19 protein-coding genes and 1 other annotated feature are annotated in these 17,489 nt (G+C 45.1%); all 19 genes read left to right on the top strand.

Annotation, left to right across the window (positions count from 1 at the left end):
- Window positions 1–4 precede the first annotated feature (4 nt).
- The 19 genes from DMO16_RS06455 to DMO16_RS06365 all read left to right on the top strand — a co-directional run bounded on the left by DMO16_RS06455 (window position 5) and on the right by DMO16_RS06365 (window position 17,485).
- The gene (locus DMO16_RS06455; protein ID WP_061969269.1) at window positions 5–697 is read left to right on the top strand and encodes a DUF881 domain-containing protein; all 693 of its coding nucleotides are present in this window, start codon (window positions 5–7) and stop codon (window positions 695–697) included.
- Complete coding sequence (locus tag DMO16_RS06450; RefSeq protein ID WP_061969271.1) at window positions 698–1,051, top strand: small basic family protein; 354 nt, start codon at window positions 698–700, stop codon at window positions 1,049–1,051.
- A 151-nt stretch (window positions 1,052–1,202) separates the two neighbouring features.
- Window positions 1,203–2,483: a cell division protein FtsA gene (gene ftsA, locus DMO16_RS06445; protein WP_061969273.1), complete on the top strand. Its 1,281-nt coding sequence runs from the start codon at window positions 1,203–1,205 to the stop codon at window positions 2,481–2,483.
- 35 nt (window positions 2,484–2,518) lie between these two features.
- A complete protein-coding gene (ftsZ, locus tag DMO16_RS06440; protein WP_061969275.1) occupies window positions 2,519–3,670 on the top strand; it encodes a cell division protein FtsZ in 1,152 nt (383 codons plus the stop codon).
- A gap of 182 nt (window positions 3,671–3,852) precedes the next feature.
- Window positions 3,853–4,779, top strand: a complete 927-nt coding sequence (spoIIGA, locus tag DMO16_RS06435) for a sigma-E processing peptidase SpoIIGA (RefSeq protein ID WP_061969277.1) — start codon at window positions 3,853–3,855, stop codon at window positions 4,777–4,779.
- A 54-nt stretch (window positions 4,780–4,833) separates the two neighbouring features.
- Window positions 4,834–5,553: an RNA polymerase sporulation sigma factor SigE gene (gene sigE, locus DMO16_RS06430; RefSeq protein ID WP_061969279.1), complete on the top strand. Its 720-nt coding sequence runs from the start codon at window positions 4,834–4,836 to the stop codon at window positions 5,551–5,553.
- Window positions 5,554–5,729: 176 nt separating this feature from the next.
- A complete protein-coding gene (sigG, locus tag DMO16_RS06425; protein ID WP_061969281.1) occupies window positions 5,730–6,512 on the top strand; it encodes an RNA polymerase sporulation sigma factor SigG in 783 nt (260 codons plus the stop codon).
- Between the two features lie 87 nt (window positions 6,513–6,599).
- Window positions 6,600–6,887, top strand: a complete 288-nt coding sequence (locus DMO16_RS06420) for a YlmC/YmxH family sporulation protein (RefSeq protein WP_061969283.1) — start codon at window positions 6,600–6,602, stop codon at window positions 6,885–6,887.
- 100 nt (window positions 6,888–6,987) lie between these two features.
- The gene (gene pgeF / locus DMO16_RS06415) at window positions 6,988–7,866 is read left to right on the top strand and encodes a peptidoglycan editing factor PgeF (RefSeq protein ID WP_074440474.1); all 879 of its coding nucleotides are present in this window, start codon (window positions 6,988–6,990) and stop codon (window positions 7,864–7,866) included.
- Window positions 7,820–8,497: a YggS family pyridoxal phosphate-dependent enzyme gene (locus DMO16_RS06410; RefSeq protein ID WP_061969284.1), complete on the top strand. Its 678-nt coding sequence runs from the start codon at window positions 7,820–7,822 to the stop codon at window positions 8,495–8,497. Before pgeF ends, DMO16_RS06410 begins: the two co-directional genes overlap by 47 nt.
- Before the next feature lie 13 nt (window positions 8,498–8,510).
- Entirely contained in the window at window positions 8,511–8,939 is a 429-nt protein-coding gene (locus DMO16_RS06405; RefSeq protein WP_061969286.1) for a cell division protein SepF, read from the top strand.
- 24 nt (window positions 8,940–8,963) lie between these two features.
- Window positions 8,964–9,245 carry a YggT family protein gene (locus DMO16_RS06400; RefSeq protein WP_061969288.1) on the top strand — a complete coding sequence of 94 codons (282 nt, stop codon included), beginning with the start codon at window positions 8,964–8,966 and terminating at the stop codon, window positions 9,243–9,245.
- A gap of 15 nt (window positions 9,246–9,260) precedes the next feature.
- Complete coding sequence (locus tag DMO16_RS06395; RefSeq protein ID WP_061969289.1) at window positions 9,261–10,034, top strand: RNA-binding protein; 774 nt, start codon at window positions 9,261–9,263, stop codon at window positions 10,032–10,034.
- 82 nt (window positions 10,035–10,116) lie between these two features.
- A complete protein-coding gene (locus DMO16_RS06390) occupies window positions 10,117–10,614 on the top strand; it encodes a DivIVA domain-containing protein (protein WP_061969291.1) in 498 nt (165 codons plus the stop codon).
- Between the two features lie 54 nt (window positions 10,615–10,668).
- Window positions 10,669–10,896: a binding site (T-box leader), on the top strand.
- A 62-nt stretch (window positions 10,897–10,958) separates the two neighbouring features.
- On the top strand, window positions 10,959–13,727 hold the full coding sequence (ileS, locus tag DMO16_RS06385) for an isoleucine--tRNA ligase (protein WP_061969293.1): 2,769 nt from the start codon (window positions 10,959–10,961) through the stop codon (window positions 13,725–13,727).
- 162 nt (window positions 13,728–13,889) lie between these two features.
- Entirely contained in the window at window positions 13,890–14,372 is a 483-nt protein-coding gene (gene lspA / locus DMO16_RS06380; protein ID WP_061969295.1) for a signal peptidase II, read from the top strand.
- Window positions 14,353–15,270, top strand: coding sequence for an RluA family pseudouridine synthase (locus DMO16_RS06375; RefSeq protein WP_061969297.1), 918 nt, complete (start codon window positions 14,353–14,355; stop codon window positions 15,268–15,270). The genes lspA and DMO16_RS06375 overlap by 20 nt, the downstream gene beginning before the upstream one ends.
- Window positions 15,271–15,471: 201 nt before the next feature.
- Entirely contained in the window at window positions 15,472–16,008 is a 537-nt protein-coding gene (pyrR, locus tag DMO16_RS06370) for a bifunctional pyr operon transcriptional regulator/uracil phosphoribosyltransferase PyrR (RefSeq protein ID WP_061969299.1), read from the top strand.
- Between the two features lie 133 nt (window positions 16,009–16,141).
- A complete protein-coding gene (locus DMO16_RS06365) occupies window positions 16,142–17,485 on the top strand; it encodes a solute carrier family 23 protein (RefSeq protein ID WP_061971568.1) in 1,344 nt (447 codons plus the stop codon).
- Window positions 17,486–17,489: the final 4 nt, after the last annotated feature.

The raw sequence follows: 17,489 nt of genomic DNA, 5'->3' as shown, positions 1-17,489 counted from the left end.
TAAATTGAACAGAAAAAGAAGGGCAGTGTTTTCTGGTGTTGCCTGTGTGCTCGGCCTGATGCTTGCTGTTCAGTTTCAGACAACCAACAATCCGGTCACACGGGACACCAGAGACACCTGGGAGCTTCGTGCGGATTTGGAAAAGGAAAAACAGCGGCAGCAGGATTTGAATAATGAAATCAAGAAATACCAGGCCCTGCTCGACAATTATGAGCAATCACGGAAGAAAGAAAAAATAGAGGCCATGCAAAAAGCCCTCGATGATTTAAAAGAAGAAGCAGGTTTGACAGAAGTGAGCGGACAAGGAATTGTAATCACCATCGAACCCTTTAATGAGGGTGAAATGCCTAAAGTGTATCCAGAATTAATCAGAAGGTTAATCAATGAGTTGAACAGATATGATGCTAAAGATATTTCAGTCGATGGACAGCGGATCATCACGACCACGCCCATCCGGGAGGTAAATGGGGAAACGTATATTAACAACCAGCCCATTTCATCCTTCCCAATTGAGATAAAAGTGCTGTCTGATGATGCACAGAAACTTCAGAATAAGATTATTGCCTCAGAATCTGCCGAAGACTTTGTTAGGGAAAACCTCTATATTGATTCAAAGCCTGAAAACCAGCTGACACTGCCCGCTTATGACAAACCCATTCGTGTGAAATACATGAAGCAGGCAAAGGAGGAATTGTAAATGTGGCTGCCGGTCTTGGCTTTAATCATTGGTTTGGTTTTGGGGTTTTTATCAGAGATACGTATTCCCCTCGAATATTCCAATTACCTGTCCATTGCAGTACTGGCAGCGCTGGACACATTGTTCGGCGGTATCCGTGCCCATTTGCAGGGGAACTTTGAAGATAAAGTATTTATCAGCGGATTTTTCTTCAATATTTTGCTTGCTGCAGCACTGGCTTATCTTGGTGTGCATCTTGGAATAGATTTATATTTAGCTGCTATATTTGCATTTGGCGTGAGATTGTTTAATAATATAGCTGTCATTCGGCGGCTTGTTATTTCGAAATGGAGCGATTCAAGAAAAAAGAGTTAACTTTTCTTAAAAACTTAAGAAAAAAAAGAGGGAATATTCCTTGTTTGTGGAATTTATTTCTTAATTAACCCACTCGTATACCGATATAATTACATAACGGATAAACGAATATTGTATAACGGACATTTTAAACTTAGGGAGGTGCCAAAGAATGAACAGCAATGAGATTTATGTTAGTTTAGACATCGGTACATCCAATATTAAAGTTATCATTGGAGAAATGACCAGTGAATCCTTTAATGTAATTGGTGTAGGTCACTCAAAATCAGCAGGAATAAAAAAGGGATCTATTGTTGATATCGATGAAACAGTTCGTTCCATAAAAAAAGCGGTAGATCAAGCAGAGCGAATGCTTGGTATACCGATTAATGCAGTAATAGTAGGTGTAAAAGGAAACCACATCCAGCTTCAGCCATGCCATGGTGTTGTCGCCGTTTCCAGCGAGGACCGGGAGATCGGAGATGAAGACATTGCACGTGTGATTGATGCAGCGCAAGTGGTTTCAATTCCTCCTGAACGGGAAATTATTGATGTCATACCTGGCCAGTTTATTGTAGATGGTACAGATGAAATTATTGATCCACGCGGAATGCTTGGAGTCAGGCTTGAAATGGAAGGTACAATTGTAACAGGATCCAAGACCATATTACATAATTTATTAAGGTGTGTGGAAAGAGCCGGGTTGCAGGTGGCGGATATCTGCCTTGAACCGCTGGCGACTGCATCCATTGCCCTGACACGAGATGAAATGGATTTGGGTACGGCGTTAATTGATATCGGAGGCGGTTCCACTACGGTCTCGGTCTTCGATCAAGGCACCATGCAGATGACCACTGTCCTTCCTTTTGGCGGCGAATTCATTTCCAAAGATATTTCGATCGGCCTCAGGACGACGGCAGAAGATGCAGAAAAAATCAAACTGAAACATGGACATGCATTTGTGGACCATGCGTCCAAGGATGAAACGTTTTCAGTAGCTCAAATCGGATCATCATCAGAACAGGAAATCAGCCAGTATGATTTGGCTTTAATTATTGAAGCACGTATCGCTGAAATGCTTGAATTGGCGGATGAAGAGCTGATTCGGCAAGGTTATGGCGATCTTCCGGGAGGATTTGTTATCACCGGAGGCGTAGCAGCCATGCCTGGCCTGCTTGAGCTGGCACAGGAAATCTTCCAAAATAATGTCAGAGTTTCCTTGCCGGATTATATTGGGGTGAGAGAGCCGCAATATACTACAGGAATCGGTCTCATACAGTTTACGTACCGAAATATTAAGGTACAGGGTAAAGAGGTCGCTTCTGCTCTTACAGAGGGTGCAGAAATCCAGCAGCACCGCAAGAAACAGCCACAGCCCGCCAAGCAAAGCGAAAAAGCTGGAGGCGGCATGAAATCCAAAGTGAAAAACTGGTTTGGTTTATTTTTCGAATAAGAGACAGGGTTAACTAGTCATTAGGAGGAACGCTCATGTTAGAGTTTGATATGAACATGGATTCATTAGCGACAATTAAAGTAATCGGAGTTGGGGGCGGCGGAAGCAACGCTGTTAACCGTATGATTGAGCATGGAGTACAGGGTGTAGAATTTATTTGCGTCAATACGGACGCACAGGCGCTTAATCTTTCTAAAGCTCAGATCAAAATGCAAATCGGTTCCAAATTGACAAGAGGATTGGGAGCCGGGGCAAATCCTGACATCGGGAAAAAAGCGGCGGAAGAAAGCAGGGAACAGGTTGAAGAAGCCTTGCGTGGAGCCGATATGGTCTTTGTTACAGCAGGAATGGGAGGCGGAACCGGAACAGGCGCAGCTCCGGTTATTGCTGAAATCGCCAAGGAAATGGGCGCATTGACGGTAGGCGTAGTAACACGCCCGTTTACTTTTGAAGGACGCAAGCGTTCCACTCAAGCCATTGGCGGAATCAGCGTTTTTAAAGAAAAAGTAGATACATTGATTGTGATTCCAAATGACAGATTGCTAGAGATTGTGGATAAAAACACACCGATGCTTGAAGCATTTCGTGAAGCAGATAATGTATTGCGCCAAGGTGTTCAGGGGATTTCCGACCTGATTGCCGTTCCTGGACTAATCAACCTTGACTTTGCCGATGTTAAAACCATCATGACGGAAAAAGGTTCCGCACTGATGGGTATCGGGATTGCGACAGGTGAAAATCGTGCAGCTGAAGCGGCGCGTAAAGCCATTTCTTCACCATTGCTTGAGACATCGATCGACGGTGCAAAAGGCGTGCTGATGAATATTACTGGCGGGGCGAACCTCAGCCTTTATGAAGTCAACGAAGCGGCGGATATTGTTTCTACAGCATCCGATCCTGAAGTCAACATGATCTTTGGTTCCGTGATTAACGAGGAATTAAAAGATGAGATCCTGGTTACGGTAATTGCTACCGGATTTGATGAAAGAGAAAACATGCAGGCTATGCAGGCACAGGCTCAACGCCCTAAATTTCAGCAGCAGCCTCCGAAAGCACCGGCAAGCCAGAACGGCCAGCGCGAGGAAGTAACTAACGAAAGCAGACAGGCTCCGCCTTCCCAGCATGAAGCGGACACGCTTGATATTCCTACATTCCTGCGCAACCGTAACCGAAATCGCAGAAGATAACAGGAAAGTGAACGATTAAAGAACGCCTTACTCCATGAGTAAGGTGTTTTTTTTTGCTGTTATGAATAAAAAAATTGTGACAAAATCTCTTAAAATTACAAGAAATCTTGTCTCATGAATTGACAGACTTCCTGTTATGCCTGTTTTATACTAGGTTCATCTCATAGGAAAGGAGAAAACAAATGGCACTATACCTCGATGTCATTTGGTTTCTTAATTTTTGCATCGATTTTCTGCTGATTGTTCTTACTGGGATGGTGTTAAAACGAAAAATGCAAAAATGGAGACTGATTACAGGTTCCTTGATCGGTTCTTTGTATGTATTGCTGCTTTTCGTTCCAAGTGAAATCAGCATGTACCATCCATTGATTAAATTTGGTTTTTCGCTCCTCATCATGGCCGTTTCATTCGGGTTTCAAAAGTTCTCATACTTTTTTAAAAATGTTGCCATGTTTTACTTTGTAAGCTTTGTAACCGGAGGGGGATTGTTTGCCGCACATTATTTTTTGCAGAGTGATTTATCCATTATGAATGGGATGGTGGCCACGAAGGGGACTGGAATGGGGGACGTGCTAAGCTGGGCGTTTGTCTGCATTGGATTTCCGGCAGTCTGGTTGTTTTCAAAAAAGAGGGTTGATGATATCAAGGTACAAAAACTCCATTATACCGAATTGGTCCAGGTGGAGATTCGCATGGATGACACCACCATACATGCGACAGGCCTGATCGACAGCGGAAATAAACTTCATGACCCGATCACCAAGGTCCCTGTCATGATTCTGGATATGAATCAGCATGATAAGCACTTTCCAGAGGAAATCATTTCTTTCTCAAAGGATATTCATGCATTTCCTGACGGTGAAGCCTGTGCCCATCCTTGGGAAGCCCGGTTGAGAATTGTTCCGTTTCGTGCGGTGGGGAAAGACAATGAATTTCTTCCCGCCATAAAGCCTGATGAAGTGAGGATCAACAGCAGAGCAGGAGAGTTTTCATGCACAAAAGTGCTGATTGGCCTTAGCTATACAAGCCTGTCCAGTGAGAACAATTTCAGTTGTATTGTTCATCCTGAGGTGATGTCAAACGGAATGGAACAAATTGCTGCATCATAGAGCAGTCATGGTGGACAAACGCTTATGATTTTAGGGAGAGGGGAGAAGAGCAACATGAAAAAAATCCGGCTGAGACTGACACTATTGTGGTACAAACTGTTAATGAAACTGGGGATCAAAACAGAGGAAATCCACTATATTGGCGGCCACGAGGCACTTCCGCCGCCACTTAGCAAGGAAGAAGAAGCCGTTCTGCTGGAAAAGCTGCCTACTGGGGATAAAGCAGCAAAATCCTTGCTGATTGAGCGGAATTTACGGTTGGTGGTTTATATTGCAAGAAAGTTTGAAAATACAGGAATCAACATTGAAGATTTGATCAGCATAGGGACCATCGGTTTGATCAAAGCCGTCAACACGTTTAATCCCGAGAAAAAAATAAAACTGGCTACATATGCATCCCGATGCATAGAAAATGAAATTCTGATGTATTTGCGCAGAAACAATAAAACGAGGTCTGAAGTGTCATTTGATGAACCTCTGAATGTAGACTGGGACGGAAACGAGCTGTTGCTGTCCGATGTGCTTGGGACGGAAGAGGATATTATTACGAGGAGACTAGAGGCCAATGTGGATCGCAAATTGCTGCTAAAAGCCTTGTTTACTCTGAATGACCGGGAAAAACAGATCATGGAGCTCCGGTTTGGGCTTTCCGGAGGAGAAGAAAAAACTCAAAAAGACGTCGCCGATATGCTCGGAATTTCGCAATCCTATATTTCCAGACTGGAAAAGAGGATCATCAAACGGCTTCAAAAGGAATTCAACAAAATGGTTTAAAAAGGGGCAGCCGCCTCTTTTTTTATTTTGAAATATATTTCCATATTGATCCGCCTTACAGATACATGAATTGCTGCTGTTTTTTTAACTGAAGGCGATGCAGTGCCGCTGCATAAAAATTCCTGCCGGGGAGATACTGATTTTGACTTAAAAACTCCCGGTAGGAGGGAAATCCATTGACCCGAAACAAAGTAGAGATCTGCGGAGTGGACACATCCAAACTTCCAGTATTAAAGAACCCCGAGATGCGTGAACTGTTCACCAAAATGCAGAATGGGGATCCTACTGCCCGCGAAACGCTTGTAAACGGCAACCTTCGCTTAGTGCTGAGCGTTATACAGCGATTTAACAACCGCGGGGAGTTTGTAGACGATTTGTTCCAGGTAGGATGCATCGGCCTCATGAAATCCATTGATAATTTTGACCTGGGACAGAATGTAAAGTTCTCCACTTACGCTGTTCCAATGATCATCGGAGAAATTCGCAGATATTTGCGGGATAACAATCCCATTCGGGTATCCCGTTCACTTCGTGATATTGCTTATAAAGCATTGCAGGTAAGGGATCAGTTAATGAACAAGCTTTCCAGGGAACCAACAGCACAGCAGATCGCCGAGGTGCTTGATGTGCCGAAGGAGGAAGTGGTTTTTGCCCTGGATGCCATCCAGGATCCCGTTTCCCTTTTCGAACCGATCTATAATGATGGCGGAGATCCGATTTATGTAATGGATCAGATTTCTGATGATAAAGCGAAAGACTTTCAATGGATTGAGGAAATCGCACTGAAAGAGGCCATGCGCCGGCTGAATGAACGTGAAAAAATGATTCTGACCATGAGATTCTTCCAGGGCAAGACACAAATGGAAGTAGCAGATGAGATTGGAATCTCCCAAGCTCAGGTATCAAGGCTTGAAAAAGCGGCCATCTCTCAAATGAACAAAAATATTCAAAGCAGTTAATCGCAGCCCGCTTATGCAAGCGGGCTGTTTGTTGTACATGAAAAGGACTGCGCGCTCATATAGTGGTAACAGAAGGGCGGGGATATCATGATCAAAATTTCTGATTTTCAGGTCAAAGACGTTGTGAACATGTCAAACGGCAAAAAGCTTGGACACATTGCAGACTTGGAAATAAATTTAAATACAGGCAAAATAGAAGCTCTGATCATCCCGGGGCCGGGAAAGATGCTAGGCTTTTTCGCAAGGGAGAGCGACATTGTCATTCCTTGGCGAAATATCGTGAAGATTGGAACAGATGTCATACTTGTTCGCTATATGGATGCCCAGGAAGCGACAGAGTATATTAAAGAGCCATTTGACCAGCTGAAAAAATAAATAGCATTATACGCACATGGCCGTTCTATGATAAAATAAATAGCATAATAACCCAATATTCCTTGTAAAAGGAGAAAATTTTCAGAAGGAAGTGTGTGTGTTGAAAGCTGAACCATTTGTACAGCAAGATAGCTTGTTCAAACTGGATGACTGGATGAGTCAGCTGCCCGGTTTAACAGCAGGAATTACATCACGGCATGATGGTTTTAGCCAGACTCCGTATTCCTCCCTGAATATGGGGTTCCATGTTGGAGACGATCCATCAAATGTTCTGAAAAACCGACAAAGCGCGAGTAAGGCCATTCATGTCCCGCTAGAGTGTTGGGTGGGGACAGAACAGGTTCATGATTCGGTGATCCAAAAAGTGACCAAAATGGATATCGGAAAAGGCGCAAAAGACTTGGAAAGCGCAATAAAAGGCACCGATGGAATATATACAGCAGAACAAGACGTGCTATTAACTTCCTTATACGCCGACTGTGTGCCGCTTTTCTTTATGAGTCCCTCCCGACAGCTTGTCGGTCTTGCTCATGCAGGCTGGAAAGGTACAGTAGGGAGAATCGGGGCTAAAATGGTTGATTTATGGGTAAAGAATGAAGGGGTTCCGTCTGATGACATTTTTGCTGCAATGGGCCCATCCATTGGCAGCTGCTGTTACGAGGTAGATGATTATGTGATGGAAAGAGTGCAGCAAGTCCTGCCAAAAGACAAGGTGGCACTTGTCTATGAGTCAAAAGGCGGTGGTCATTACATGCTCAATCTCAGGGAAGTCAACAAGCAAATCCTGATTCAGTCCGGAATTCATGAAAGCAGAATCATCGAAACTTCCTATTGTACGAGCTGCAGCAACCATCACTTCTTTTCCCACCGCAGGGAAAATGGAAAAGCAGGCAGAATCATGAGCTACATCGGTCGTTTGAAAGGAGCAGAAAGTGAATATCCAGCAGAATCTGTCAGTCATTCAAAACAATATATCTGAAGCTTGCAAGAAAAAAAACAGAAATCCACAGGACGTTAAAATCATTGCAGTTACGAAATATGTGAGTACAGAAACAGCACAGGAGGCAGTCTCCTCCGGAGTGGAACACATTGGTGAAAACCGCCAGGAAGGGCTTTTGGAAAAGCATAATGCCCTCGGCAGAGATGCCACCTGGCACTTTATCGGTTCACTTCAGTCCAGAAAGGTGAAGGAAATCCTTCCGTATGTCGATTATATCCATTCCCTGGACAGGCTTTCCCTGGCCAAGGAAATTGAAAAAAGAGCAGACCGGACCATTAACTGTTTTATTCAGGTTAATGTATCCAAAGAAGAATCAAAACACGGATTGCCGGCTGAAGATCTTGTCAGTTTTGTCGATAAAATAAAAGAGTATCCTCACATCCGGATTGTCGGGCTGATGACCATGGCGCCGCATACCGGAAATGAAGAGATCCTTCGTTCTGTATTCTCAACACTTAAACAGCTGCAGCAGGACATCCAGTCAAAGCAATACGAGCATGCGCCATGCACGGAATTATCCATGGGAATGTCCAATGATTACGAAATAGCTGTCCAGGAAGGAGCAACCTTCGTCAGAATTGGGACCAGCCTGGTCGGCAAAGAATTTTAGGAGGTGCCAATCCATGAGTATAAAAAACAAATTCAAGAGGTTCTTCGATCTTGAAGAAGACGAATATGTATATGAAGAGGTTGTAGAAGAAAACGGGGCGGAAATGGAAGAAGGTGAAACCATGCCTGCCCACAGCAAAAAAAACAAGCAGAATGTTGTCAGTCTGCAAAGTGTTCACCAGCAGTCCAAGGTGGTGCTGCTTGAGCCGAGAGTATATGCCGAGGCGCAGGATATTGCAGATCAACTGAAAAACAGGCGTGCGGTTGTTATGAACCTGCAGCGCATTCCCCATGACCAGGCAAAGCGGATCGTTGACTTTTTAAGTGGGACCGTGTACGCGATTGGAGGAGACATTCAAAAGTTAGGTCCGAATACATTTCTATGCACACCGGAAAATGTAGATATATCCGGCTCGATTTCAGAAATGCTTGAAGGCGAATAATAAGAACGAGGACGGTGGCATTTATTGGTTGTTTACCAGATTGGAAATTTAATTACTGAACTTATCGGCATCTATCGGTATGTTATTATCGCGTACATATTAATGTCCTGGTTCCCGAGCGCAAGGGAATCATCGATCGGACAATTCATAGCAAGAATTGTAGAACCCTATCTGGCTCCCTTCAGAAGGATCATTCCGCCGCTTGGCATGATCGACATTTCGCCGATTGTGGCCTTATTCGCGTTAACGTTTGCCTCTGCCGGTGTTCGAATTGTATTTAATTGGATCGCCCAGTCCGTATATTAAAGGCAGCGTGGAAAAATGAGTATATATCAGCATTTTCGCAAAGAAGAATATCCTTTTATTGATCAGGTATTGCAATGGAAAGATGAAGCTGAGGAGCGGTATTCGGTCAAGCTGACGGATTTTCTTGATCCGAGGGAGCAGGATATCGCCCAAAGCATCATCGGAAAGGATTCAGAAGCCTCTCTTTCGTTTTGGGGAGGCTCTTCTTTTTCGGAGAGAAAAAGAGCCCTCATCTATCCTTCCTATTTCCAGCCCGAGCCCAAAGATTTTGAGGTGTCGATCCTGGAAGTCCGCTATCCATCCAAATTCGTCAGCATTGAACACCGTGATGTTCTTGGTTCTCTCATGAACCTCGGAATCAAGCGGGGGAAATTTGGTGACATCATCCAAAATGGGGACAAGCTCCAGCTCATTGCAGCGGAAGAAATCAGTGATTATGTACTGCTGAATGTGGATCGCATCGGCAAAGCGGGCGTAAAGCTTGAAAGAGTTTCAGAAGGCGATTTGATGAAATCAACAGAGTCTTATGAAATAAGGGAGGGCACCGTATCGTCCCTCAGGCTTGATGTTGTCTTGTCGGAAATCTACAATCTGTCCCGTTCCAAAGTTAACCCGCTCATTCAGAGTTCAAAAGTAAAAGTGAACTGGAGAGTGACCGAAGAGGTGTCTTTCCCGGTCGAAGCGGGTGATTATTTATCTGTGAGAGGATTCGGGCGCAGCAAGCTTATGGCCATCGAAGGAAAAACAAAAAAAGATAAATGGCGTATTCAATATGGAGTTTTACAATAATTTATTCCCAATAGAAGGAATGGCATTACGATTGTCGAAACTAGGTAGATAAGAGAAAGCATCATTAGTGGAGGTGGCTTAAATGCCTTTAACACCGTTAGATATACACAATAAAGAGTTTACAAGGGGATTTCGCGGATATAATGAAGATGAGGTAAATGATTTTCTTGATCAGGTGATTAAGGATTATGAGCTCGTGATCCGTGAGAAAAGACACCTTGAAGAGACAGTCGAAAAATTGGAAGAGAAGCTTTCCTATTTTAAAAATATCGAAGAGACACTCAACAAATCCATTCTGGTTGCTCAGGAAACAGGCGAGGAAGTTAAGCGAAGTGCAACCAAGGAAGCCAGGCTGATTGTAAAGGAAGCGGAAAAGAACGCGGACCGCATCATCAATGAATCTCTGGCAAAATCCAGAAAAGTCGCCATGGAAATTGAAGAATTGAAAAAACAGTCTTCGGTCTACCGTACACGGTTTCGCATGCTGATTGAAGCACAGCTGGAAATGCTGAAGAATGAGGACTGGGATGCCCTTCATCCGGCTGACCCGGCGGAAGAATATGAACTGGAGATGAAGTAGAACGCTTGACGTTTAAGCTTCCTGCGCATATAATTTTTAAAAGATTATCATATAGAGCAAACGATGAAGGGGAAAGTACGAACAGCACCCATTTTGAAGAAAGCGAGCCGGTGATGGTGGAAGACCGGTAAATGGCCTGTACGGAAGATCACCCCGGAGTTTCCAAGCTGAACGGATTAAAGTAAGCCTGGCGTTACTTCACGATACGACGACAAAGCGGGTTTTCAATATGGTTTGAAAACCTATTAGGGTGGTACCGCGGGTGGCCTTCTCGTCCCTTTATGTGACGAGAAGGCCTTTTTGTATGCTTGAAATGATTTTTTTATTGATACAGGAGGATGACAATGAATTACAAAGACACATTATTGATGCCAAAAACGGAATTTCCGATGCGGGGTAACCTGCCTCAAAGGGAGCCGCAGGTACAAGAGAAGTGGGAAGAACTGAACATCTACCAAAAGGTTCAGGAACATACAAAAGGGCGTCCTTCGTTTATTCTTCATGACGGACCTCCATATGCAAACGGCGATATCCACGTTGGCCATGCGGAAAATAAAATCTTAAAGGACATCATCGTCCGCTACAAATCAATGAATGGATATAATGCACCTTATGTTCCGGGCTGGGATACTCATGGACTTCCGATTGAAACGGCTTTAACTAAAAGCGGTAAAGTCAAAAGGAAAGAAATGTCGGTAGCGGAGTTCCGCAAAAAATGTGAGGAGTATGCTCTGACACAAGTTGACCGCCAGCGCGGGCAGTTTAAACGCCTTGGCGTGCGCGGTGATTGGGAAAACCCGTATATCACACTGAACAAAGCCTATGAAGCCCGCCAGATCGAGGTTTTTGGCGAGATGGTAAAGAGAGGATTTATCTACAAAGGCTTAAAACCGGTGTATTGGTCACCATCCTCAGAGTCTGCTTTGGCTGAAGCTGAGATCGAATATTACGACAAACGGTCTGCCTCCATTTATGTGGCATTTCCGGTAAAAGACGGCAAAGGCGTACTGGATCAGGATGTGAGCATCGTGATCTGGACCACAACACCGTGGACAATTCCTGCAAACCTTGGGATTTCTGTTCACCCTGATCTGGATTATGTTGTTGTAGAGGCAGCAGGAAGAAAGCTTCTTGTCGCCCAGGCACTTCTGGAACAGCTGCAAAAAGAATTGGAGTGGAACGAGGTTTCTGTTCTCCAAACGGTAAAAGGAAAAGAGCTTGAATATGTGGTGGCAAAGCATCCATTCTATGACCGTGATTCACTGGTGATGTGTGGAGAGCATGTAACCACGGATGCAGGTACCGGAGCTGTTCATACAGCACCAGGACACGGGGAGGATGACTTCCTTGTCGGAAAACGATACAACCTGGATGTCCTTTGCCCTGTGGATGACCGCGGAGTCCTGACAAAAGAAGCACCTGGTTTTGAAGGCCTGTTTTATGATGAAGCGAACAAAAACATTACTCAAAAGCTTGAAGAAGCAGGGGCACTGTTGAAATTATCGTTCATTACCCACTCCTATCCGCATGACTGGAGAACAAAGAAACCGGTTATTTTCCGGGCAACTGCTCAATGGTTTGCTTCCATCAAAGGAATGCGAGAAGATATGCTGAATGCGGTAAAAGAAGTAAACTGGATTCCGAACTGGGGAGAAACAAGACTGTTCAACATGATCAAAGACCGTGAAGACTGGTGTATCTCCAGACAGCGTGCATGGGGCGTTCCGATTCCTGTGTTTTACGGTGAAGACGGCGAACCGATTATGACCGAAGAAACGATCAATCATGTGGTGGGCTTGTTCCGTGAGCATGGTTCCAATGTGTGGTTTGAGCGAGAAGCAAAAGATCTTCTGCCGGAAGGCTTTACTTCTCCGCACAGTCCGAATGGCCGATTTACGAAAGAAACAGATATTATGGATGTATGGTTTGATTCTGGTTCCTCTCATTGGAGCGTACTTGAGGAACGCAGCGATCTTACCCGTCCTGCTGATCTTTACCTTGAAGGATCTGACCAATATCGCGGATGGTTTAACTCATCCCTTTCCACCTCAGTGGCGATTACTGGCAAGGCACCGTATAAATCGGTATTGAGCCATGGATTTGTACTCGATGGTGAAGGACGGAAAATGAGTAAGTCCATCGGTAATGTAATGGATCCGATCAAAGTGATGAACCAGCTGGGTGCGGATATTCTCCGTCTTTGGGTTTCATCCGTTGATTACCAGGCAGATGTCAGGGTATCCGACGAAATTCTGAAGCAAGTGGCGGAAGTCTACAGAAAAATCCGTAACACACTGCGCTTCCTGCTTGGCAACCTTAATGGTTTTGATCCAAAAACCAACTCGCTTCCATTTGAAGAGCTGGGACAAATTGATCAGTACATGCTTGTGAAGCTAAACAAACTGATCGACCGCGTCAAAAAATCGTATGATGAGTATCAGTTCCTGGCCGTATACAATGCGATCCATAACTTCTGTACCATCGATCTTTCATCATTCTATCTGGATATTGCAAAAGACACCTTGTACATCCAGGCTGAAGATGACATCAAACGCAGAAGCATTCAAACGGTTCTGTATGAAGCTCTAATGGCCATCACGAAGCTTACGGCTCCAATCCTTACTCACACAGCAGATGAAGTTTGGAAATATATCCCGGGTGTAACAGAGGAAAGCGTACAATTAACAAGTATGCCGGAATCAGTTTCCTATCCTGGTGAAGAAGAGCTCGTCAAGGAGTGGGATCGTTTCATGGATCTTCGGGATGAAGTGCTAAAAGCCCTTGAAGTAGCACGTAATGAGAAAGTGATCGGTAAATCGTTGACCGCTTCGATTACCCTTTATCCATCAGCAGACGTGAAATCCTGGCTTGAGAACGTGGAAGACCTCAATAAATTATTCATCGTTTCAGAAGCGCGCATTGGAGGAACAAAGGACGCAGCACCAGAAGAAGCGGTTCAGTATGATCAGCTTGCTGTCTCCGTTAAGCCCGCTGAAGGCGAAACATGTGAACGCTGCTGGGTCGTATCTCCAGAAGTCGGCACAAATGAAAAGTATCCTACACTTTGCCCGTCTTGTGCAGAGATTGTAGCGAACCATTACGATAAAGAATAGTTTGAACAGAAGCTCCTTCCTTGCGGCCGTGCTTGCGGCTTTGGAGGGAGTTTTTTCTTTTGGCTTCAGCGAAGCTTGCAGATTTTTGTCCTTTACATTGTGCGGATCCTTCTGCATGTGCTAAAATTTGAAAGAACATACTAAGGAATCGGAGGAAATCGAGTGTTCTATTATATACTGGCCCTTTTCGTACTTGGCCTGGATCAGGTTACAAAATGGATGATCGTGAAGAACATGCATTTTGGAGAAAGCATCACTGTGATTGAAAATGTTTTTTACATTACCTCCCACCGGAACAGAGGGGCAGCCTTCGGTATCCTGCAAAATCAGATGTGGTTTTTTATTATCATTACCATCGCCGTGATTTTTGCAGTGATCTACTACATGCAAAAGCATGCCAAACACCAGCCGCTCTTGCGTCTCGCTTTGGGATTGGTCCTTGGCGGAGCCACAGGGAACTTTTTGGACCGCATCATCCGCAAGGAAGTGGTGGACTTTCTGGATGTTAAAATAGGCAGCTATAACTATCCGATTTTTAATGTAGCAGATTCCGCCCTCGTCATTGGGGTGATTCTGATATTTATACAAACCCTAATGGAAAGCAAGAGTAAAAAGGAGAACATGAATGGAGCACATAGAAGTTAACATTGAAGAAGAGCATCAATCCGAGCGAATTGACAAAGTCATTGCGTCCGTTGATCCGGGCTGGTCGCGTTCACAGGTTCAGAACTGGGTAAAAGACGGAAATGTCACCGTCAACGGTAAGCAAATCAAAACCAATTACAAGGTCAGCACAGGAGATGTGGTTTCCATTACGATTCCCGATCCATCGCCACTTGATGTGGTACCGGAAGAAATGGATCTTGATATTGTATATGAAGATCACGATGTACTCGTCGTGAACAAACCAAGAGGAATGGTTGTCCATCCGGCCGCCGGGAACTATACAGGTACGCTCGTAAACGGTCTTATGGCTCACTGCAAAGACCTCTCGGGTATTAATGGCGTACTCCGTCCTGGAATCGTTCACCGTATTGATAAGGATACGACAGGACTCCTTATGGTCGCCAAAAACGATATGGCCCATGAATCACTGGTAAACCAGTTGAAAGCAAAAACAACGAAAAGGAAATATAAAGCGATTGTACATGGTGTCATGCCTCATGATCGCGGAACCATTGATGCACCAATTGGCCGCGATAAGACCGATCGTCAGAAAATGACCGTTACAGATGAAAACAGCAGAGACGCCGTCACTCATTTTAACGTCCTGGAACGGTATGACGGATTTACCCTTGTTGAATGTCAACTGGAAACGGGAAGAACCCATCAAATCCGTGTGCATATGAAATATATCGGTTTTCCTTTGGCAGGAGATCCGAAATACGGCCCAAAAAAAACACTGGACATCAACGGTCAGGCTCTTCATGCCGGAGTTCTCGGTTTCCAGCATCCAAGACGTGACACTTATATGGAATTTGAAGCACCACTTCCAAAAGACATGGAAGCCCTGCTCGACAAGCTTCGACGAAAAATGGGTTGACAGGACCCATTGGGTCTGCAATAATATAAACAACTGAATGATCCTTTAACCACAGTCCCGTGAGGCTGAGAAGGAAAACGGAATTAGGCTATAGGCCTAACTATATCCTCTCGTCTATACGGCGAGAGGACTTTTTTGTGTAAACAAAAGGACATTCGCGCAAGATAAGCCATAACCAATTACAGAGTAGGTGAGGAGAACATGCAAAAAGCCGTCATTATGGACGATCAGGCCATCCGCAGGGGATTAACGAGGATCGCCCACGAGATTATCGAAAGGAATAAAGGAATCGATGATGTCGTATTGGTCGGAATCAAAACGCGGGGAGAGTTTTTGGCCAAGCGGCTGGCCGAACGGATCGAGAACATCGAAGGCAAGGCCGTAAAGGTTGGGGACATTGATATCACATTGTATCGTGATGACCTGAAAGTAAAGACGGAAAATCTTGAACCGGAACTAAAAGGAACAGACATCCCGGATATAACCAATCAGAAAGTCATCCTGGTGGATGATGTTCTTTATACGGGCAGAACCGTGAGAGCAGCTATGGATGCCGTTATGGACCTTGGCCGGCCAGCTTCCATTCAACTGGCTGTCCTTATCGACAGAGGGCACAGGGAGCTGCCGATACGGGCAGACTTTATCGGAAAAAATGTTCCAACTTCTAATACTGAAATCATCACCGCTTCATTGGCGGAAGTGGATGGCACGGACGAAGTATCCATCCACGAAAAATAAAACATGCACATCCCTTTAAAAACGAGTCCAGAGAGACCAGCAAGGGAGGACCGAAACACAGGTGATTCTTCATGACTGTGTCTTCAACCCACCTCCTTATCTGGCATAGGAGGTATTTTTTATGCAAAAAAACATGCACAAACAACGAGAGAACCATGAAAAAAATAACCAAACAGCTGTGCTTGATGTCCGGGATGTCCCGAAGATTCATCAGTGGCTGACCTTGAGCCTGCAGCATTTGTTTGCAATGTTCGGGGCCACAGTGCTTGTGCCTTTCCTTGTAAAGCTCGATCCGGGGGTTGCTCTGGTATCGAGCGGATTGGCAACACTGGCCTACCTTCTCGTAACGAAAGGCCAAATACCGGCGTACTTGGGGTCATCCTTTGCCTTTATCTCCCCGATCATCGCTGTAAAAGCACTCGGAGGCCCGGAAGCTGCAATGCTCGGCAGCTTTCTTGCGGGTCTGGTTTACGGAGCGGTTGCTTTGATTATCAAGACGAGCGGGCTGAAATGGCTTATGAGGATTATGCCGCCAGTCGTTGTTGGGCCAGTAATCATCGTCATTGGGCTGGGACTTGCGAACACAGCGGTGGGCATGGCCATGAATGATCCGGCAACTAAAGCATACAGCCTGTCACACTTTACGGTGGCATTGTTTACTCTCGCAGTAACCATCGTATGTTCCATGTACTTTAAAGGGATTCTGGGAATTATCCCGATCCTCATCGGCATCATCTCAGGCTATCTGTTTGCTCTATCCAGAGGAATGGTGGACCTTTCCGGTGTCAAAGCCGCAAGCTGGTTTGATACGCCGGAATTCATGTTCCCATTTGTCTCCTACACACCGCATTTTACTTGGTCCATCGCACTGATCATGATGCCGGTGGCAACCGTAACGATTGCCGAGCATATCGGCCACCAGCTTGTTCTGAGCAAAGTGGTAGGGCGGAACTTTTTGGAGAAGCCGGGTCTGCATCGTTCCATCCTGGGAGACGGTATCGGGGTCATGATTGGTTCCCTGATCGGAGGGCCTCCGGTTACAACGTACGGGGAAAACATCGGAGTACTGGCCATTACAAGGGTATTCTCGGTGTTTGTTATAGGCGGTGCGGCTGTGGCTGCCATCTGCTTCGGTTTCTCCGGTAAGGTGACAGCGCTAATCAGCTCAGTGCCATCCCCGGTCATGGGCGGAGTATCCATCCTGCTGTTTGGGATTATCGCTTCCAGCGGTTTGAGAATGCTGATTGACAATCAGATTGATTTTGGAAACAAGCGAAATCTGATCATTGCATCCGTTATCCTGGTAACCGGAATCGGCGGAGCTGTCCTGCAGTTCACCGAAACTCTTCAGCTTGCCGGCATGGCGCTTGCGACGCTGATTGGAGTGTTTTTGAACCTGGTGCTGCCAGGCAGGGAAAACGACTCAGAACTGCTTAATAAAATGTTTGGCGTTTCAGATAACGATCCAGCTGCATAATGGT

The sequence above is a fragment of the Fictibacillus sp. S7 genome (assembly GCF_004127935.1).
GTDB lineage: Bacteria > Bacillota > Bacilli > Bacillales > Fictibacillaceae > Fictibacillus_C > Fictibacillus_C enclensis.
Note: the sequence above shows the minus strand (reverse complement) of the source record. Positions and strands in the feature narration are given on the sequence as shown.